At 45.0% G+C, this 19636-nt stretch carries 15 protein-coding genes and 1 pseudogene; 14 read left to right on the top strand and 2 right to left on the bottom strand.

Translation table 11 applies throughout. The features are described from left to right. Window positions 1-14: 14 nt before the first annotated feature. The 9 genes from pdhA (at window position 15) to C0Q44_RS19110 (ending at window position 12040) form a co-directional block, all read left to right on the top strand. A complete protein-coding gene (gene pdhA, locus C0Q44_RS19150; protein WP_105408850.1) occupies window positions 15-1082 on the top strand; it encodes a pyruvate dehydrogenase (acetyl-transferring) E1 component subunit alpha in 1068 nt (355 codons plus the stop codon). 101 nt (window positions 1083-1183) lie between these two features. Next, window positions 1184-2161, top strand: coding sequence for an alpha-ketoacid dehydrogenase subunit beta (locus tag C0Q44_RS19145; protein ID WP_105408849.1), 978 nt, complete (start codon window positions 1184-1186; stop codon window positions 2159-2161). 176 nt (window positions 2162-2337) lie between these two features. Beyond that, window positions 2338-3660 (top strand): dihydrolipoamide acetyltransferase family protein, encoded by a 1323-nt coding sequence (locus C0Q44_RS19140; RefSeq protein ID WP_105408848.1) that lies wholly within the window; start codon window positions 2338-2340, stop codon window positions 3658-3660. A gap of 3 nt (window positions 3661-3663) precedes the next feature. Then, window positions 3664-5079, top strand: coding sequence for a dihydrolipoyl dehydrogenase (gene lpdA / locus C0Q44_RS19135; RefSeq protein WP_105408847.1), 1416 nt, complete (start codon window positions 3664-3666; stop codon window positions 5077-5079). Window positions 5080-5360: 281 nt separating this feature from the next. Then, window positions 5361-6155 carry a thymidylate synthase gene (gene thyA, locus C0Q44_RS19130; RefSeq protein WP_105408846.1) on the top strand — a complete coding sequence of 265 codons (795 nt, stop codon included), beginning with the start codon at window positions 5361-5363 and terminating at the stop codon, window positions 6153-6155. A 45-nt stretch (window positions 6156-6200) separates the two neighbouring features. Beyond that, window positions 6201-6689 (top strand): dihydrofolate reductase, encoded by a 489-nt coding sequence (locus C0Q44_RS19125; protein WP_105408845.1) that lies wholly within the window; start codon window positions 6201-6203, stop codon window positions 6687-6689. A gap of 625 nt (window positions 6690-7314) precedes the next feature. Next, window positions 7315-8802, top strand: coding sequence for a glutamate synthase subunit beta (locus tag C0Q44_RS19120; protein ID WP_105408844.1), 1488 nt, complete (start codon window positions 7315-7317; stop codon window positions 8800-8802). A gap of 272 nt (window positions 8803-9074) precedes the next feature. After that, on the top strand, window positions 9075-9566 hold the full coding sequence (gene fur / locus C0Q44_RS19115; protein ID WP_308737444.1) for a ferric iron uptake transcriptional regulator: 492 nt from the start codon (window positions 9075-9077) through the stop codon (window positions 9564-9566). Window positions 9567-9691: 125 nt separating this feature from the next. After that, entirely contained in the window at window positions 9692-12040 is a 2349-nt protein-coding gene (locus C0Q44_RS19110) for a type IA DNA topoisomerase (RefSeq protein WP_105408843.1), read from the top strand. A gap of 17 nt (window positions 12041-12057) precedes the next feature. On the opposite strand, the pseudogene C0Q44_RS19105 reads toward C0Q44_RS19110, so the two are convergent. Both C0Q44_RS19105 and C0Q44_RS19100 read right to left on the bottom strand, forming a co-directional pair. Beyond that, a pseudogene (locus tag C0Q44_RS19105) lies at window positions 12058-12821 on the bottom strand (HAD family hydrolase). Window positions 12822-12871: 50 nt separating this feature from the next. Then, window positions 12872-13792, bottom strand: a complete 921-nt coding sequence (locus C0Q44_RS19100) for an ArsR/SmtB family transcription factor (protein ID WP_105408842.1) — start codon at window positions 13790-13792, stop codon at window positions 12872-12874. A gap of 306 nt (window positions 13793-14098) precedes the next feature. Between C0Q44_RS19100 and C0Q44_RS19095 the strand changes: the two genes are divergently transcribed. From C0Q44_RS19095 to C0Q44_RS19075, 5 genes are all read left to right on the top strand, one after another. Continuing rightward, the gene (locus C0Q44_RS19095) at window positions 14099-15292 is read left to right on the top strand and encodes an MFS transporter (protein WP_258166445.1); all 1194 of its coding nucleotides are present in this window, start codon (window positions 14099-14101) and stop codon (window positions 15290-15292) included. Window positions 15293-15375: 83 nt separating this feature from the next. Beyond that, the gene (locus C0Q44_RS19090) at window positions 15376-16101 is read left to right on the top strand and encodes a phosphonate ABC transporter ATP-binding protein (RefSeq protein ID WP_105408841.1); all 726 of its coding nucleotides are present in this window, start codon (window positions 15376-15378) and stop codon (window positions 16099-16101) included. Window positions 16102-16105: 4 nt separating this feature from the next. Beyond that, complete coding sequence (locus C0Q44_RS19085; protein WP_181151081.1) at window positions 16106-17443, top strand: hypothetical protein; 1338 nt, start codon at window positions 16106-16108, stop codon at window positions 17441-17443. Beyond that, window positions 17436-18134, top strand: a complete 699-nt coding sequence (locus C0Q44_RS19080; RefSeq protein WP_017688086.1) for a response regulator transcription factor — start codon at window positions 17436-17438, stop codon at window positions 18132-18134. The genes C0Q44_RS19085 and C0Q44_RS19080 overlap by 8 nt, the downstream gene beginning before the upstream one ends. Beyond that, a complete protein-coding gene (locus C0Q44_RS19075) occupies window positions 18131-19630 on the top strand; it encodes a sensor histidine kinase (protein ID WP_105408839.1) in 1500 nt (499 codons plus the stop codon). Before C0Q44_RS19080 ends, C0Q44_RS19075 begins: the two co-directional genes overlap by 4 nt. Window positions 19631-19636: the final 6 nt, after the last annotated feature.

The raw sequence follows: 19636 nt of genomic DNA, 5'->3' as shown, positions 1-19636 counted from the left end.
AGGTGAAGAAAAAAATGAGCAAGGTTCCTTATGAAGTGTATACAGAGGATGTAGAAGCTCTGTCCGTGCTGTCTCCTGACGGCGAAATTGTCAATAAAGACATGATGCCTAAACTTTCCGATGATCAATTAAAAGAAATTATGTACCGCATGGTATTTACCCGTACTTGGGATGACCGTGCAGTGAACTTGGGCCGTCAAGGTCGTCTTGGTTTCTATGCTCCAGTATCTGGTCAAGAAGCTACAATGGTTGGTAGTGAATTTGCAATTGAAAAAGAAGACTTTGTATGTCCTGGCTATCGTGACATTCCGCAACTCGTATGGCATGGACTTCCTCTTTATCAAGCATTCTTGTATTCCCGTGGACACCAACATGGTGGACAAATCCCGGATGGCGTTAATGTTTTGATGCCACAAATCATCATTGGTGCACAAATCCTGCACGCAATGGGTATCGCTATGGGTTACAAATTAAAAAAACAAAAACAAGTTGTTATTGCTTACACAGGTGATGGCGGTTCTTCTGAAGGTGACTTCTATGAAGGTCTGAACTACGCTGGTGTGTATAAACTGCCTGTGATTTTCTTTGTACAAAACAATGGTTATGCCATCACAACTCCTTTTGCTAAACAAACAGCAGCTCTGTCCATCGCTCACAAAGCGGTAGCAGCAGGTATCAAAGGTGTTAAAATTGATGGTATGGACATCTTCGCTGTTATCAAAGCGGTTCAGGAAGCTGCTGAACGTGGACGTAACGGAGAAGGCGCGACTTTGATCGAAGCAGTAACTTACCGTTTCCGTCCTCACTCCCTTTCGGATGATGCTTCCAAGTATCGTACAAAAGAAGAAGAGGTAGAATGGAATGCTAAAGATCCTATCGCACGTTTTGCTAAATATCTGGAGAAAAAAGGTCTTTGGACTGAAGAAGATACAGCACGTGTGAAAGAAGAAGCAAAAGCGAAAGTAAATGAAGAGATCAAAAAAGCGGAAAAAACCGAGAAAATGACGATTTCAGGCTTGATCGACAGCATGTTCGAACAAACGCCTAAGCACTTGGAAGAGCAAAAAGCTGACTTCCAATAAGTTTTTTCCGATAAAGCATAAACATCCGCGACACCGATGTCCCGGTATACATGTATGAATTCAAATGTGAACTGTCAATGTTTAAGGAGGAAATGAAGCAAATGGCACAAATGAACATGAAAGAAGCAATCCGTGATGCGCTTCGCGTGGAGCTGAAACGTGATCCTAACGTTCTGCTTTTCGGTGAAGACGTAGGTAATGTAGGCGGCGTTTTCCGTGTAACGGAAGGTCTGCAAAAAGAGTTTGGCGAAGAGCGTGTATTTGATACTCCACTGGCTGAATCCGCTATCGGTGGTCTGGCTGTAGGTTTGGGTGTACAAGGCTTCCGTCCGGTTGCTGAGATCCAATTCGTTGGTTTTATCTTCGAAGCCCTTGACCAAATGGTAGTGCAAGCTGCTCGTATGCGTTTCCGCTCCGGTGGTAAGTACCATTCTCCAATCGTATTCCGTACACCTTTCGGTGGTGGAGTAAAAGCGGCAGAATTGCACACAGATTCCCTGGAAGGTCTGCTTACGCAAACGCCAGGTATCAAAGTGGTTATTCCTTCTAACCCTTACGATGCAAAAGGTCTGATGATCGCTTCCATTCGCGATAACGACCCTGTATTCTTCATGGAGCACTTGAACCTGTACCATGCTTTCCGTGCAGAAGTGCCCGAAGAAGATTACGTTGTTGAATTGGGTAAAGCGAACGTTGTCCGTGAAGGTTCTGATGTTACGATCATTACTTACGGTATGATGGTTCACACTTCTGTGAAAGCTGCAGATGAACTCGAAAAACAAGGAATCAAAGTTGAGGTTATCGACCTTCGTACGGTTAGCCCGATCGACATCGATACCATCGTTGCTTCCATTAAGAAAACAAACCGTGCAATTGTTGTACAAGAAGCTCAAAAGAGCGCAGGTGTTGCAGCTGAAGTCATTGCCCAAATCAATGAAAAAGCAATCCTGCACCTGGAAGCACCGGTTCTGCGTGTAGCTGGTCCGGATACTGTATATCCTTTTGCACAAATCGAAGATTCATGGCTGCCTAACCCGGCACGTATCGTTGCTGCGGTTAACAAAGTCCTTAATTTCTAATTTAATCATCTGACATGCCGCAAGGCGCAGTATGGTGATTCACACCGCAGCGCAAGCTGCACTGTAAACAGCCATTAGCCCCTTGAGTAACAGTTATTTGCATTAGCAGTAACAGTTGTTTCTTGGAGTTAAGGGTTGTTTTCAGGATTGAGCACATAATCAAGGAGGTTTTTCAGTTGGCTAAATTTGAATATAAATTCCCTGAACTAGGCGAAGGCCTACACGAAGGCGAAATCATCAAGATGCACATCAAAGTCGGTGATAAAGTAACTGACGACGATATCATTATGGAAGTACAGAACGACAAAGCGGTTGTTGAAGTACCTTGTCCGGTAAATGGAACAATCACAGAAGTATTTGCTAAAGACGGTCAAGTCTGCCACGTTGGCGAAGTTGTAGCCATCATCGATGCAGAAGGCGAACTTCCTGAGCAAGACGACGCTCCTGCTGGCGATCAAGGCGAGCAAGAGAAAGACGCAGCTCAAGGCGGAGCTGATACAAGTGGTTCTTCTTCTGCAGCTTCCAGCTCGGATGCAGCTAAAGAAGGCGGCAATAACAGCGTTCCGGCAGTATCTGCCCAAGACGTTCTGGCAACACCAAGCGTGCGCAAGTTTGCTCGCGAACAAGGTGTAGACATCACACAGGTTAACGGTACTGGCAACAACGGTAAAGTAACCAAAGAGGATGTTGAATCCTTCAAAAATGGTGGCGGTCAATCCGCAGCGGCAACTTCTTCCGAAGCTTCGGCTCAAGAAGAGAAAAAATCAGCAGCACCAGCAGCTGCAGCTGCTCAACACCTTGAAGAAGAGCGCGTAGCATTCAAAGGTATCCGTAAAGCGATCTCTAATGCAATGGTTAAATCGGCTTACACAGCACCACACGTTACCATCATGGACGAAGTAGACGTGACTGAGTTGGTTGCTTTCCGTACTCGTATGAAACCAATTGCAGAGAAAAAAGGAACAAAAGTTACTTATCTGCCATTCATCGTTAAAGCACTGGTTGCGGCTTCCCGCCAATTCCCGGCTCTGAACGCTATGATTGATGAAGAAGCGAACGAAATTGTTTACAAAAAATACTACAACATCGGTATCGCTACAGATACAGACAACGGCCTGATCGTTCCTGTTATCAAAGATGCGGATCGTAAATCCATCTGGATGATCGCTGATTCCATCCGTGATCTGGCAGCTCGTGGCCGTGAAGGTAAATTGAGCGCTAACGAAATGAGAGGAAGTACAATCTCCATCAGTAACATCGGTTCTGCTGGCGGTATGTTCTTCACTCCAATCATCAACTTCCCTGAAGTTGCTATTCTAGGAACAGGACGCATCAGCGAAAAAGCAGTGGTTAAAAACGGCGAAATCGTTGCAGCACCTGTAATGGCTCTTTCCCTGAGCTTTGACCACCGTATCATCGATGGCGCAACAGCACAAAACTTTATGAATTACATTAAACAGTTGCTCGCTAACCCTGAGCTGCTTGTTATGGAGGTGTAAGATATGGTAGTAGGCGACGCTTCTCTAGATATCGACACATTAGTAATTGGTGCAGGACCTGGTGGCTATGTAGCTGCCATCCGCGCTGCTCAATTGGGCCAAAGCGTATTGATCGTAGACAAATCCGAACTGGGCGGCGTTTGTTTGAACCGCGGATGTATCCCATCCAAAGCCCTGATCTCGGCTGCGCACCAATATGAGTCTGCACTTCACGGTGAGGCTTTTGGTATCTCTGCTGAGAACGTAAAAGTAGACTTTAGCAAAACTCAAGAATTCAAAAACGGCGTTGTTAAGAAAATGACTGGCGGCGTAGCTGGTCTGCTCAAAGGCAACAAAGTAGAAGTTTTCAATGGTGAGTGCATGTTCATTAACGAAAACGAAGCGCGTGTATTCAATGATCACGAATCTCCGCGTTACCGTTTCAAAAATGCCATCATCGCAACAGGTTCCCGTCCAATCGAACTGAAACCTTTCCCGTTTGGCGGACGTATTCTGTCTTCGACAGAAGCTTTGAACTTGCCTGAAGTACCAAAAAGCATGATCGTTATCGGTGGCGGTTATATTGGTGCCGAGCTTGGTCAAATGTACTCCAAATTCGGTGCAAAAGTAACAATCATTGAAGGTTTGGATACAGTATTGCCAGGTTTTGATAAAGACATGACTAGCCTTGTGGCTAAAAACATGAAGAAAACAGGCATCGAAATCGTAACGGGTGCAAAAGCTGAAAGTGCTGAGCAAACGGATAAAGATGTAACTGTGAAATATTCCGTAAACGGTGAATCCAAAGAAGTAACTGCAGATTACCTGCTTGTTACTGTAGGACGTCGCCCAAATACGGATGGTGAGCTTGGTCTGGACATGATCGGTGTAGACGTTGACGAGCGTGGATTCGTTAAAGTTGACAACCAAGGCCGTACTAGCATCCCGCAAATCTTTGCAATCGGTGATATCGTATCTGGTCTGGCTCTGGCACACAAAGCTTCTTATGAAGGCAAAGTGGCTGCTGAAGCAATCGCAGGACAACCATCTGTAGTTGACTACAAATGTATGCCAGCTGTTGTGTTCACAGATCCAGAATGTTCCAGCGTAGGTTACACTGAAAAAGAAGCTAAAGAAAAAGGTTACAAAGTAAAAGCAGGCAAATTCCCTTATGCGGGTAACGGCCGTGCTGTATCTTTGAACCACGCTGAAGGCTTCGTGAAAATCGTAGCTGACGAAGAAAGCGGCCTCGTATTGGGTTGCCAAATTGTAGGTATTGAAGCTTCCAACCTGATTGCTGAGCTTGGTCTTGCAATTGAGATGGGTGCTACTTTGGAAGATCTGGCTCTCACTATTCACGCTCACCCAACTTTGGGCGAAATCGTGATGGAAGCTGCGGAATTGGTTATGGGTCACCCGATCCACATCATCTCCCGTTAAGATCGTCTAAGCTTCGGATTTATCCGGCATTATACGTACATGAGAAAGAGACGGACAGCGCTAACGCGTTATTCGTCTCTTTTTTGAATGGAAATTTAAAAAATGATGATACAGTTTACAGGATTGGGGCTTACGTTTCGCCTCGTAAAGGGTTTAACGAATTACGTTTTAAGCAAGTGCTCAATTGTGTTACACTGTTATAATGATTGCCGAGATATGACTTCAAGCGTATCGTGATGCAAGTAGGTAAGCTATTAAGAAGTGCGAGGAGATACCCATAAATGAAAAACTATCTTGATTTATTAGAGGATATTCTGGACAATGGTGTGCATAAAGGAGACCGTACTGGAACCGGCACACAATCCGTATTCGGCAGACAGCTCCGTTATGATTTGTCCGAAGGATTTCCGCTGGTAACAACGAAACGCATTCATCTCAAATCCGTTATTCATGAACTGTTATGGTTTTTGAGTGGTGATACCAATATATCGTACCTGAAAGAAAACGGTGTTAAGATCTGGGACGATTGGGCAGACGAAAATGGGGATCTCGGACCAGTATATGGTTCGCAGTGGCGCACATGGGAAGCGCCAAATGGAGAAAAAATTGACCAGATTGCTGCGGTGATTGATTCGATTAAAAATAATCCGGATTCACGCCGTCATCTCGTGAGTGCATGGAACGTGGCTGAGATTAACCGTATGAAACTTCCGCCTTGCCATTTTGCGTTTCAGTTCTACGTCGCAGAGGGTAAGTTATCGTGTATGCTTACTATGCGTTCCGTGGATACGTTCCTTGGATTACCGTTTAACATTGCGAGTTATGCACTCTTGACTCATATGATTGCGCAGCAATGTGATCTTGAGGTGGGCGACTTCGTCTGGTCTGGAGGGGATGTTCACATCTATTCTAACCACGTGGACCAGGTCAAAACGCAGCTGGAGCGTGAGCCATTTGCGTTGCCCAAATTGGTGATCAAGCGTAAGCCAGATTCTATTTTTGACTATACTTTTGAAGATTTTGAGTTTGAGAACTACCAGCATCATCCGGGCATCAAAGCTCCGATAGCAGTATAAGGGCAAACCTCTATAAGAAACTTCGATTGAAGGAGTGTATAACCGTTGAGTATTGAACTTGTATGGGCAATGGGGGAGAACGGTGTGATCGGATTGAATAATTCACTCCCTTGGCGTTTACCCAAAGATATGGCCTTTTTCAAAAAACAAACACTAAACAAAACGATTATTATGGGGCGTAACACGTGGGAATCTTTTGGTGGTAAGCCGCTTCCTCAGCGCCGTAATATTGTCGTGACGAGAGATCTGAATTACAAAGTGGAACAGGCTGAGATCGTGCATACAATTGAAGAAGGCCTGAGTATAACCAAAGGTGAGGAGCTGTGCGTCATTGGGGGTTCCCAAGTGTATCGTGAGTTCCTGCCATTTGCAGATCGACTTGTAGTGACTAGAATTCATGCGGAGTTTGAGGGAGATACTTTTTTCCCTGAAGTGGACTGGTCTGAATGGGAACTGAAAGAACAGATCGAGGGCGAGCAAGATGAGAAAAATATGCACCCGTTCACATTTGAGTTCTATCAACGTAAGCGGTAAATTCAGCATAATACCTATACGAAAGAGGTAAAACTGAGTTTGTACTTGTGTGAGAAGGGCGCTGATTACGAAATATTCGTAAACAGCGTCTTTTTTTTGAAGAAAAATAAGTCGCTTATTTGAAGTGATATACATATTACATTAATATAACATTAAATAACTGAATTTATGTATAATATACATATGAATAGAGAGTTGGTATTTTGAAAAGTGTAAAAGATATGGGATTTCAGCGTTGTAAAGCCCTAAAATCACTCTAGTATTCGGAAATCAGAGAGATTCTTATCATAATCCGTTCTTCATGATGACAAATTATCTGACATTCACATGACACTTCGACTTTTAATGCATGTAATACACGCCTAATTTCGCATTGCAGAATCACATTTAAGACCAAAATAAGGGTGTTGACCGTGGGCAGACATGAACGCTATGATGTATAAAATACAAATAATTATGCGGATAATCCATTTAATATTCATTAGAATACATGCTACTATAATTGAAATATCTTTGAGAAGATTTTGTGATACAATAGACAAAAACTCAACAATGAGTAATCCATTTCATATAGAACCATGCAGATGAAGGGATTAAGACAAGAACGGATGGGGGAAAACGTAAGATGTCTACACCTACTGGATTTATGGAATACAAACGGCAATTGCCTACGGATCGAGAGCCGGCTGAGCGTGTTAAGGATTGGGAAGAGTTTCATAAACATATGGCTGAAGAAGAGCTCAGAACACAAGGTGCACGATGCATGGATTGTGGTACCCCGTATTGCCATACAGGTATAGATATGACTGGCGGTACATCAGGCTGCCCTGTGCATAACCTGATTCCGGAGTGGAATAATCTTGTATATCGCGGACTGTGGAGAGAAGCGCTTGAGCGCCTTCACAAAACGAATAATTTCCCGGAGTTTACAGGTCGCGTCTGTCCTGCTCCATGTGAAGGATCATGTACAGTGGGGTTGATTGGTCAACCAGTTACGATCAAAACCATTGAAGAAGCGATCATCGAAAAAGGTTTTGAAGAAGGATGGGTCGTTCCGCAACCTCCTGAAAAACGTACGGGTAAACGTGTAGCTGTTGTAGGCTCAGGTCCAGCGGGACTGGCTACTGCGGCTCAATTGAATAAAGCAGGACATACGGTAACCGTATATGAGCGTTCAGATCGTGTCGGCGGTTTGTTGATGTATGGTATCCCAACGATGAAATTGGATAAGAAAGTGGTTCAGCGTCGTGTTGATCTGCTTGAAGCGGAAGGCATTCAATTCGTGACGAACACCGAGATTGGTAAAGATATTGCAGCACAGCAATTGGTTGACGATTATGACGCTGTGGTGCTGTGCGGCGGTGCAACCAAACCACGTGAGTTCAACATTGAAGGTAGCGATTTAAAAGGCGTTCATTATGCCATGGATTTCTTGAACGGAAGCATTAAGAGTTATCTGGACTCCAATCTGGAGGATGGTAATTATCTTTCTGCTCAGGACAAGGATATTATCGTAATCGGTGGTGGGGACACAGGCTCTGACTGTATGGCTACTTCGCTGCGTCACGGTTGTCGGACTATTACGCAATTTGGTACACATACGCAAGCGCCTATGGAACGTGATCGCATGAACAACCCTTGGCCGCAATTCCCTAACGTGTACACACTTGATTATGCACAAGAGGAAGCCAAAGCGTTGTTTGGTGCAGACCCGCGTGAATTCTCCATTATGACAACCAAATTTGTTGGAGACGAAGAGGGTAACCTCAAAGAATTGCATACAGTGCAAATTGAGCGTATTGTGGATGAGACAGGTCGTAAGATCTATCAGCCCATTCCAGGTACAGAGGGCGTATTCCCAGCTCAAATGGCCATGATTGCGATTGGTTTTGATGGACCGGAACAAACGCTGGTTGAACAACTTGGACTTGCAACAGATCGTCGAACAAACGTTAAGGCGCGTTACGGTAAATACAATACCAATGTGGATAAAGTATTTGCAGCAGGTGACATGCGTCGTGGTCAAAGTTTGGTTGTATGGGCGATTAATGAAGGCCGTGAAGCTGCTCGTGAAGTGGACAAATACTTGATGGGCGCTACGGTTCTAGTGTAAAAAGGCACTTTACGAACGGATTTTTACGAATGCTAAAACTTATAAAAGTATAGTCCAGCATTTCAATCGCAACCCTCACGTTTAGTGGGGGTTGTTTGCTGTGTTTACATGGATTTAAATAAGATAATTCACGCAAGTGTGAGCTATAGCATTGCTTTTTAAGTGATAAAGATTTATTATTACATTATAATAATTATAAATAAGACGATAACTGAAACTAAGAATCAGTACCAACAAAGCAAAATTAATCTAATCCGGAGGTGCGACCAACTATGGCAAGTAACCGGGACAAGTCCATTTCAGAACAGATATATGACATCAAAAAACAATTGGTTGAAAAAGGATATAAATTGACCCAGCAACGTGAAGTTACTGTACGTGTATTGCTTGAACATGAGAAAGATCATTTTAGCGCGGAGGAAGTATTTCTTCTGGTTAAAGAGCAGTTTCCCGAAATTGGACTGGCTACCGTATACCGAACGCTTGAACTGTTGAGTGATCTTCAAGTCGTTGAAAAGATTAACTTTGGGGACGGTGCAGCTCGCTTCGACCTCCGTAGTACGGATGGGTCCCATCATCACCATCACCTGATCTGTACAGAGTGTGGCAGTGTGGAAGAGATTATGGAAGATGGTCTGCTTCGTTTGGAACAACAAATTGAGCGCCAGTACGGCTTCGCAGTGACAGACCACCGTTTGGACTTCCAGGGTGTATGCAAAGAGTGCAGACAAAAGCATGTCCTGAAAGAACAGGCAGCAGGATAATTCAATTCAGGAGGGTGCTCTTGAATTGGAAATCTGATATAATAAGTTTCAGAAGCAAGGGGCTTCCGTCGGCGGAAGGCCCCTTTTTGCCGTCATGCGGGCGGTGAAGGAGGAGAGATGGACGGATGAAGACACTGGTTATAGCGGAAAAACCCGATATGGGTCGAACCATTGCCGCCGTCATAGAACCAAAGGCCAAGAACAATCGCACGTATTTGGAGGGTGAGCATTACATCATCACCTGGGCGATTGGGCATTTGCTTGGACTGGCTGAACCGGATGCCTATGATACGAAGTATAAGCGTTGGAATATAGCGGACCTGCCGATTATACCCGATCAGTTCAAGATTGTACCCAATCCAAGAACAAAAGATCAGCTTAAAATGATTGGAGAACTAGCTAAACGGGCTTCGGCGATCGTAAATGCATGTGATGCAGGGAGAGAGGGGCAATATATCTTCGCTCTTATTCAACAGCAATTAAAGCTGCGTCAGCCGGTAAAGCGTCTATGGATATCAGATCTGACAGCGGAGAGTATTCGACGTGGATTCGATGGTTTGAAGGACGCCTCTGAATTTGAGAACCTGACCCATGCAGCCCGGGCTCGAAGTGAAGCTGATTGGCTCATTGGAATGAATGCCTCAAGGGCGTTTACCACACGCCATAATGCATTACTATCTGTAGGCCGAGTGCAAACACCGGTACTGGCGCTAATCTATGATCGGGAAATGGAAATTGAAGCGTTCCAGTCACAGACCTTTTATGAAGTGGCCGCCTGGTTTCGTCAGGAAGGTGTCGAGTACCGGGGGTTGCGTCAGGGAGATAAGCTGAGGGATGCCGAGGCAGCAGAGGCGATTGCAGCCAGCGTGAAGGGCAAGTCAGGTCAGATTGCCAAATACGAAGTGAAGCAAACCAAAGAGTACCCGTACCGTTTGTATGACTTGACCCTTTTACAGCGTGAAGCGAATGCCAAGTTCGGATATGGAGCCAAAAAAACATTGGATATTGCACAGGCCTTGTATGAAAAGCACAAGGTGATTTCGTATCCACGGACCAATTCTAACTATGTTACTGAACAGAATATTGAAGGTATGCACAAGACACTGAACTTGCTCAAAAACGGGACGTACAGTGAACTTGCACTAGGCGCCAAGCCGGAGCTTGTTCATAAAAATAACAAATCGGTATGTAATCCGAGCAGGGTCGAGGATCACCATGCGATCTTGCCTACATTGAAACGACCGGGTACCTTATCCAAGGATGAGCAGAACGTCTATGATCTGATTGTAAGACGTTTCTTGTCTCATTTCTACCCTCCGGCAGAGTATAAGCAGCATACGGTGCTCACCGAAGTGGAAAAGCATTCGTTTAAAACATCTGTCAAAGAATTGTTGTTTCTTGGGTGGAAAGTAGTCCTGGGGTCTGGGGATCAGGATGAGGGAGCAAGCAAGAAGAAAACCAAGAAGAACAGCAATGAAGAAGAGGAAGCAGAGGAGTGGACGGACAAGGCTTTTGCCGTGCAACCTGAGTTACCTGTTCATTGTACGAAAAGTGAGTTCAAGGAGAAGGCGACCCAACCTCCCAAAAGTTATACCGAGGGAACGTTGCTGAAAGCCATGGAAAGTGCAGGTAAGCAAATCGAGAATGAAGAGCTGCGAGATGCGATGAAAGATAGTGGCTTGGGTACTCCTGCCACCCGTGCTGCAACGATTGAGCGTCTTAAAAATGTGGGTTACATTACGATGCAGGGGAAAAAAATGCAGTTAACCCTCAAAGGCAGAACAGCTATCGAATTGATACGCCGGGCAGGTGTAGATCTGTTGACCTCCCCGGAGATGACTGGTCAGTGGGAACGGAGACTGGTTCAGATCTCCAAAGGTGAGGCGGAACAGGACAAGTTTATGGAGAACGTCAAAAAATTCACCTTGTCCATCATTGAAAAAGTGCGTGTGCAAGCCCCTGCGGCGGCAGATGCTTTTGGAGAAGATTCGCGTGGGAGCAGGGGGAAAGGCAAGGGAGCCAGAACTCAGAATAGCAATACAAAGACATCTGCCAAGGCAGCCTCCACATCCAGTGCGAGTTCAGCTGTAAAAACCTCACGCCAGGTTTCGGCATCTTCGCCCAGAACGGGTGGGACAAGCTCGGTAGCCAAGGCGCCAGTCTCTACTGCAACCCAATCGGGTGTGCGGGAGACACTCGCAGCCTGTCCTGCTCCAGGTTGTGCAGGTCAAATTATAGAAGGCAAGAAGGGCTACGGATGCTCACGGTTCAAGGAAGGTTGTACATTCGTGGTCTGGAAAGAGTATGCAGGTAAGAAAATCACCAGTACGATGTTGAAATCGCTGATTGAGAAGGGGAGTACGCAGGTACTATCTTTCAAGCGGAAAGACGGGAGTACAGTGAAGGCACGTATTATTCTGCAAGATGTAGTAACGGGCAAGTTATCGGGCGAGAAACAGGATGCCTCATCCTGATCATAACAAAAGGACCCTTATCCAAGGGTCCTTTTTTGTTGTTGCTGTTGTATATTTTCGTGTATGACCTTAGGTACCTCTTCCAGTGCTGTGATGGTATACATCGACGTTTCGGGATTAGGCTGAAGCTCTACGATGTTGTATTGCCATTCGTTGGGCTGTTTAATATATATGCTGTGGATTCCAGCTTTAACTGCAGGCATGATATCTGTCCGAAGGGAGTTGCCGATCATCCATGTTGCACGACGATCAAACGGACCATTAGCCAGAATGCCCTCCAACGCCTCAATGTTTTTGTGTTGACGGATATATATGCGATTATCGAAATAAGCCGATAGCTTCATCTGATCTATCTTTCGTTGTTGAATGACCGTTTCGCCGCCCGTATATAAATAGAGGGAATGCCCGGCTGACTTGAGATTCTCAAGTGTTTCAACCATATGCGGGTAAGGCTCGACCTCCTGGTCATATACACTCATACCCAGCTTGCTCAGATAAGATTCTTCTCTGGGGAAGTCGATCTGGCGAACTTTCCGGAGAAGTAACGATAGGTATCAATAAGGGACTGCGGAAAATGGTGACTCGCGAATCCAAGCTTGTTCACACCTGTTACATCAATCTCCAGCTGTTTCTCACGAATCTCCCCCGTTGTCAGGGAATGCCCATCGAACCACTCCTGCATGTTCTCGAAGAACTCTCCGAGAATCAGGTTAAAATATTTGTTGCAATATACGAGAGTATCATCAAGGTCAAACAAAATATGTTGCTTCATTAATTTCATTAGTCAATTCACTCCTTGTAGCCAGCAACTCCACAAATAGTTCACATCAATTATATGCGAATATAGGATTCCAGGAACATATTCAATTCAGATACGCCATCCGGCCGAATACTGTATTTCTCTTTGCGATTACTTCCAAGCAGATGGGTCCTTAGCAGACCTGCGATGCGCAGCGCCATAACCTGATCTTTCACCGTATCTTCGTCCTTACCCAATTCCTCACACATCTCAGCAAGAGATTTGGGTTCATCAGATACGTAACGGAGCAGGCGAAGTCTTTCGGGATCAGCCAGAGCATGGGTGAACCGTAAAAGGCATGTTGGAGGTTGGTCCTCATTTTCTTCAGGTGCATCCACAGGATACTGCATAATCATCATGCCTTCATAGAAACAGTACATATTAATGGGACGATTGTGTACTGTTGGAAACAGGATGACTTCGTTCAGTCCAGGCATAGGTTCAACAAGGACTCCGGCTGTAGCATATTCGATAAGCAGCTCTGGTCCCATTTTATCAAGCAAAGTACGTTTTTCATCGGCATCTTCTTCAAGCCACACGCGTTGATCTTCGCTCATATTCTGACAGTAGTGCTGGTCCCATAGTCGCAATAATGGGACATAGCTATTCCGAATGCGCGTAGATTCTTCTATTGTAAGAGAGGGCAGTAAAGGAGACACACGTGCATACAGATCATCCGTTGTCATTTCGGCCAACATGTCCAGAAAATCACGATTCTCTATCGTATCATTTTGATACGCTGCCCACGCGAACAAGACATCAAAATCATCAAAAGGCCAAGTGGCAGCAGGTGCGAGCGCAGCTCGTACATTGGAACTTAGTTTGCCTTCCACTTCCAGAATCCATTCAGGACCAATATCCAGATGCTGAATCCATTTTTTCGTAACATAGACAAGAAAACTATTGAGCATTTCATATATCGGTGAAACATCAATTTTAACTTGATAAGCCATAATGTTGCAGAATCCTCCCGTCACATCTAAATGTACGCAGCGACTTAAAAGTACGATTAGTGCGCGTTCAAAAAGTCTGGTTTTCATCTTCGAAGCTGATGATGCCGCTAGGCATGATTCGTAATCAAAAGTAAACTTTTTGAACAACCTCTATTATGGCTTGTTTTGCAGGGCGTTGTCCACTATAATGTTCAAGTCCGGGCAAAGTCCCGATGCTTGAACGGTGGTTCAAAACTATATTTATAACATATGAAAGTCGTCAGAGATGACGATTTTTCTTTGTGTGCTCGCAGGAGGAATGAATTCGTGTCATCGTCGATTACTAGTCCCCAAACCTCTCACTCGACATCCAACTATCTAATTCTGATTACGGTTATCGTCGTAGCAGGGATCAGCCAGGGGCTCTTGTTGCCTGTACTCTCGATTTTTTTGGAGCAAAAAGGGGTTTCACCAGGTTTAAACGGGTTGAATGCGGCGGCGTTGTACGTTGGCTCTTTTGCGATGACATTGGTCGCAGAACGACTACTCGGAGCATTTGGATTCAAAAAGCTGATTATGGGCGGCCTGTTATTGGTCATGATTCCTTTGATTCTGTTTCCGTATTTCCCGGATATTAAAATATGGTTTATCTTGCGCCTGGTCGTTGGAATCGGGGACAGTGCACTTCATTATGCGGCGCAGCTCTGGGTGTTGCTCGTTACTGCGCCTGAAAAACGGGGAAGGTACATATCGCTATATGGTATGTCTTATGGTCTGGGATTCAGCATTGGTCCCTTGGGGATCAAGTTGCTTGGATTCGGTGCTGCCGTTCCTTTCTGGGTATTATTCGTGTGTATCGCTGCAGTACTTATCCTGGTATTAATGAAGCTTCCGGATACGAAGCCTGAAAAAGCAGAACATGGCCAACTGCCAGAACGCCGCTTTCGTCGTAGTCTGGCATGGGCTTGGTATGCACTTTTACCTGCACTCTTATACGGATATATGGAGGCCGGGATGAATAGTAATTTCCCTGTATACGGTCTGCGTATTGGATTTGACGCCAATCAGATTTCATCTTTGCTTCCTTTTATCGGAATTGGAGGTCTGTTCCTTCAACTACCTTTGGGTATGCTCAGTGACCGATATGGAAGAAAGAAGATATTAATGTTTGCGGGCATCAGCGGGGGAATCATCTTCATGCTGGTTCCGGTCGCAGGTACACATTTTTGGTGGACACTTGTATTATTGACGATAGCTGGTGGGCTGGTTGGTTCCTTTTTCTCACTGGGCCTTGCCTATGCCGCTGATATTCTGCCTAAAGTATTGTTGCCTGCAGCCAATGTCGTGGCGTCCTTTCATTTTACCATTGGAAGCATGATCGGACCCAATCTGGGGGGGCAAATGATTAACTGGATTTCACCCGGAAGCATGTTTAGCTTGCTGGGAATCATGTACCTTCTTTTCGGGGCGGCAGGCGTATTATTTCGTCGTAAACCTGAATTCGAATCTGTGTTAAAATAGAAGCTGGTGTTCGCATGGAAATTGATGTCCATTTCCGAGTACACTAGTGGTAGGGAAAAACATGGACAAGAGGAGACATCGCGATGATCAGAGTGGAGAACTTGAGCAAATCCGTTGGAGTGGACCGTATTCCGGTTCTGCGGGATATTCGATTTGATATGCAACAAGGTGAGATGATTGCAATTGTTGGCTCAAGCGGGAGCGGGAAAAGCATGTTGCTCAAATGCCTGGCCATGATGGAGAAATGGGATACGGGCCGCTTTACCGTGGATGGTGCCGAGATTATGAAAGAAGGCTGGTCCGGGAAAAGGAAAATCAAACGGGAATGGGCATACTTGGAGCAGAATCCGGAATTGTATCCCCGTCGTACAGCTCTTAAAAATGTATTAATCGGACGATCTGGACAGACTCCATTATGGAGAATGGTAACCGGAATGGTACGTTCCGATGATTATATGGGTGCCATGGATTATCTCGAAGGATTGGGATTATTGGATAAAGCACACCAAACTGCAGAGAAGCTGAGTGGCGGTGAGAAACAGCGTGTTGCGATTGCAAGAGCGCTTGCTCATGGTGCCAAAGTGGTCTTGGCTGATGAACCTGTCATTGGTCTTGACCCTCATACAGCAGATTCAGTGATGGAAACGCTGCGTAAATTATGTGAGGAAGAGCGTGCAACAGTCATTGCAGTACTGCCTATTGAACTTGCTGAGAAACATGCCACACGGATCTGGGGATTGGCAGACGGCAAGATTGCTTTTGATATTCGTGGACGGAGACTGACACAACAGGAAAAAAACCAGATTTAAACTAGTGAAAAGAGTGATGAGATTGTTTAATTCACGTTGGGGACGCTTCATGGCAGCAGGAACAATGGCAATTATGCTTGGTTCTGTTCTGAGCGGATGTACAGTCATAAGCGACCCTAAAGGTTTGATGAGAAAACCAATGATGTCTACAGATAAGGAAAAACTGTACAACGTGGTTCAGCTTAAATTGCCGCCAGAGAGTACATTAATTCGTCCCAAGGACATGAATAATACCAGTATGATTCGAGTGGAAGACCTGAATGGGGATGGTACTCGGGAAGCCATCGTCTTTTATGAGACACCTAATGAGAATGTACGAATCCATGGCATGATTTTGGAAGAACAGGGAGGCGCATGGGTTAAAAAGCTCACATTCGATGTACCAGGTAATGAATTGCAATCCTTTAAAGTACTTGATATTACGAATGACGGAAATCCGGATATTGTTCTTGGCGTCAGTTTGCAGGAACAGAAAGCTCTGACTGCATATTCGTACAAAGGTGGAGCACTGGAGCAGGTTCTAGGTGGAGTCCCATATAACCAGTACATCATTGACGATGCGCAGGGGAATACACTTGATTTGAGTGGGGATGGCAAAAGCGATTTTGTTATCGTTTCGCTGAACAACAGCGGGTTTGCAACGATTGCATTATATCAGTACGAAGATGGCAGCTTCAAGGAAGTGGATCGGGTGCAGACCGATTATACCGTTAAAGAGGTTTATAGTGCGCTTGGCGGAGAAATTTCCGAAGGGAAAATGGGGATTGTACTGGATGCTGAACTCGATGATCGAAGTTCTTTCTCGCAAATGATGTACGTTAAGGATAACAAGTTAGTGAATGCTTTCAAATCACCGGACCAAACATATAGAGATGACAAAATTTTAAGCGGTGATGTCAACAATGATGGTATTATTGAGTTTGGACTTAGAGAAACGCCAAAAGATTGGGAGCATTACGTTTTTGACTCTCGGTTGTGGTTCTATACCTATTATCAGTGGGATGGCAAAGACGGTAAGACATTTGTGTCATTTCAATTTCGAGATGATGCGGATTTATTTCATTTAAACCTCAAGCCAGAATGGTATGGCAAAATCACCATTGACACGAAATCGGAGAAGGATAAGTATATTCGATTTAAAATGATTGATACGGACGAAACCGTGGCAGAGATCAAATATTTCACCCTTTCACAGTGGGAACAGGAAAAGGGTAAAAGCTGGAAGGAAATTACACGAACCAAAGATCGGGTTATTGCTTCACGAGTAGCTCAATCAGAGGCGGGTAAAGATGCACTGAGCAATACTTCTCAGCTGAATAGAAAGGGAGAACTTAATGAGTAAAGTACTTATTCTTGAGGATGAAGAATCCATCCGCAGTTTTATAGTGATTAATTTAAAGAGAAACGGATTCGAAGTGCTTGAAGCGGGTGATGGCCACGAAGCGCTTCGCATATTGCAAACAGTACCGGACATTGATCTGGCTCTGCTGGATGTCATGGTACCTGGTATTGATGGATTTGAGGTATGTCGTCGGATCCGTGAAACCAACGAACGTCTGGGTATCATCTTCTTGACGGCCAAAGTTCAGGAACAGGATAAAGTATACGCTCTCTCTGTCGGTGCAGATGATCACGTAAGCAAGCCTTTCAGTCCTACAGAGCTGATTGCGCGTATCCAGTCATTGTTACGTCGAGTGAACGTGCACCGGGAAACTGCGGCGAAGGTCACGTTCCAGTCCGGGCCATTTTCACTGGATCTGATCTCGAAGCAATTCAAGAAACAGAATGAAGCGATCGAGTTAACCCCAACAGAATTTTCCTTGATTCAGTTTTTCCTGGAAAAAGAAAATACTCCGCTCAGCCGTGATGTGTTGTTAGATCACGTATGGGGCAAAGAGTATATGGGTGATCCCAAAATTGTGGATGTCAACATTCGTCGTCTACGTCAGAAAATTGAGAACAACCCTTCCGAGCCTGAATACCTGCAGACTGTGTGGGGTCACGGGTACAAATGGAAGGGCCGGGAGCAATGATTAAAAAAGGCATTACACGGCAGATCGTACTACATTATTTCTTTGTAGTTTTCCTTGCTCTGCTGTTGGTCGAATTCGTATTTATGTTGGCTGTACAAAGGTATTATTATGAAAGTATCTACAATACGATTAGTACCCATATTTCCAATTCAAAAGACTTTTTCGAGCCGATTGCCCGTGAGAATAACACCGAAGATGGCAATAATCTGTCCAGACTCATTGTTAATTTGGCTTTGTCCAACACTGAATTGGAGATTTTGGATCTGAACGGGCGCGTATTGGCAAGTTCGACGGCTTTTGAATCTGACCGAGCTGTGCTGCAAACAAGTGATATCATGCAGGCTTTGAACGGGGATATGGGGCGTTGGATTGGAAGACAACCAGGTACGGGAGAATCCGTAATGGCCGTCTCACACAAGTTTGACCTGGGCGGCGAAAATACCTATGTTATTCGATATCTGACATCACTGGAAAATGTGAATTCCAAGCTGCTGAATATGGGAATGCTTGCGATTGCGGTCGGTGTTGCCGTGCTTGCGATTGTGTTGATCATCAGTATTGGAATGGCGAATTCCATTGTACGTCCAATCAACAACATCACTGCAGTATCTGCTCAAATGGCCAGAGGACGGCTGGATGTCCGGGTTAAGGGGAACTATAAGCACGAACTCGGCGAATTGGCATCGACGCTTAATTTCATGGCACATGAAATCGTACGCAGTAACCAGATCAAGGATGATTTTATCTCTTCGATTTCACATGAATTAAGAACACCTCTGACTAGTATTAAGGGCTGGAGCGAGACACTGGACTCGGGCGGTTATGATCCAGACGAAACCCGAATCGGAATGGGGATCATTGCCAAGGAAACCGAACGACTGATTGGACTGGTTGAGGAGATGCTCGATTTCTCCAAATTGCAGCAGAATCAGATGAAGCTAGTGAAAGGCACAGTTAATATTCGTGAAATTGTGCAGGAAACGATGTTGAATGTCTGGGCTAAAGCGGAACAAAAACAGGTTCATCTCAAGTTGGAAACGGATGAGACTCGTTCTTATAACGTGCATGGAGATGGCAACCGACTGAAACAAGTGTTCTTGAATGTTGTGGATAATGCGATCAAATTTTCACATGAAAATTCCTGGATCTTCTTGTCCCTGAAGGAAGAGAATGGCCAGATTATTGCTGCTGTTCAGGACACGGGTATCGGAATCAGTGAAGAACACCTGATTAAGGTCAGGGACCGCTTCTTCCAGGTGAATCATCAAAATGGGGGAACGGGATTGGGACTTGCGATTACACAGGAACTGGTGGAGCTACATGAGGGAACCATTACGATGCAAAGTGAACTGGGATCAGGGACAACGGTTACGGTTACATTACCGGCTGTGGCTGAGGAGATGGGTATAGAGGAATCTGTAACCACGTCTGCTAATCCAGAAGATACAAAAGAGCGAACAGTAACCGATGTTAAATCGGATTTAGAAAAGTCTTAAATATGT

The organism is Paenibacillus sp. PCH8 (genome assembly GCF_002968835.1).
In the GTDB taxonomy this organism is placed as follows: Bacteria; Bacillota; Bacilli; order Paenibacillales; family Paenibacillaceae; genus Paenibacillus.
The sequence above is the reverse complement of the archived record's forward strand: the minus strand, read 5'-3'. Positions and strand labels throughout refer to the sequence as shown.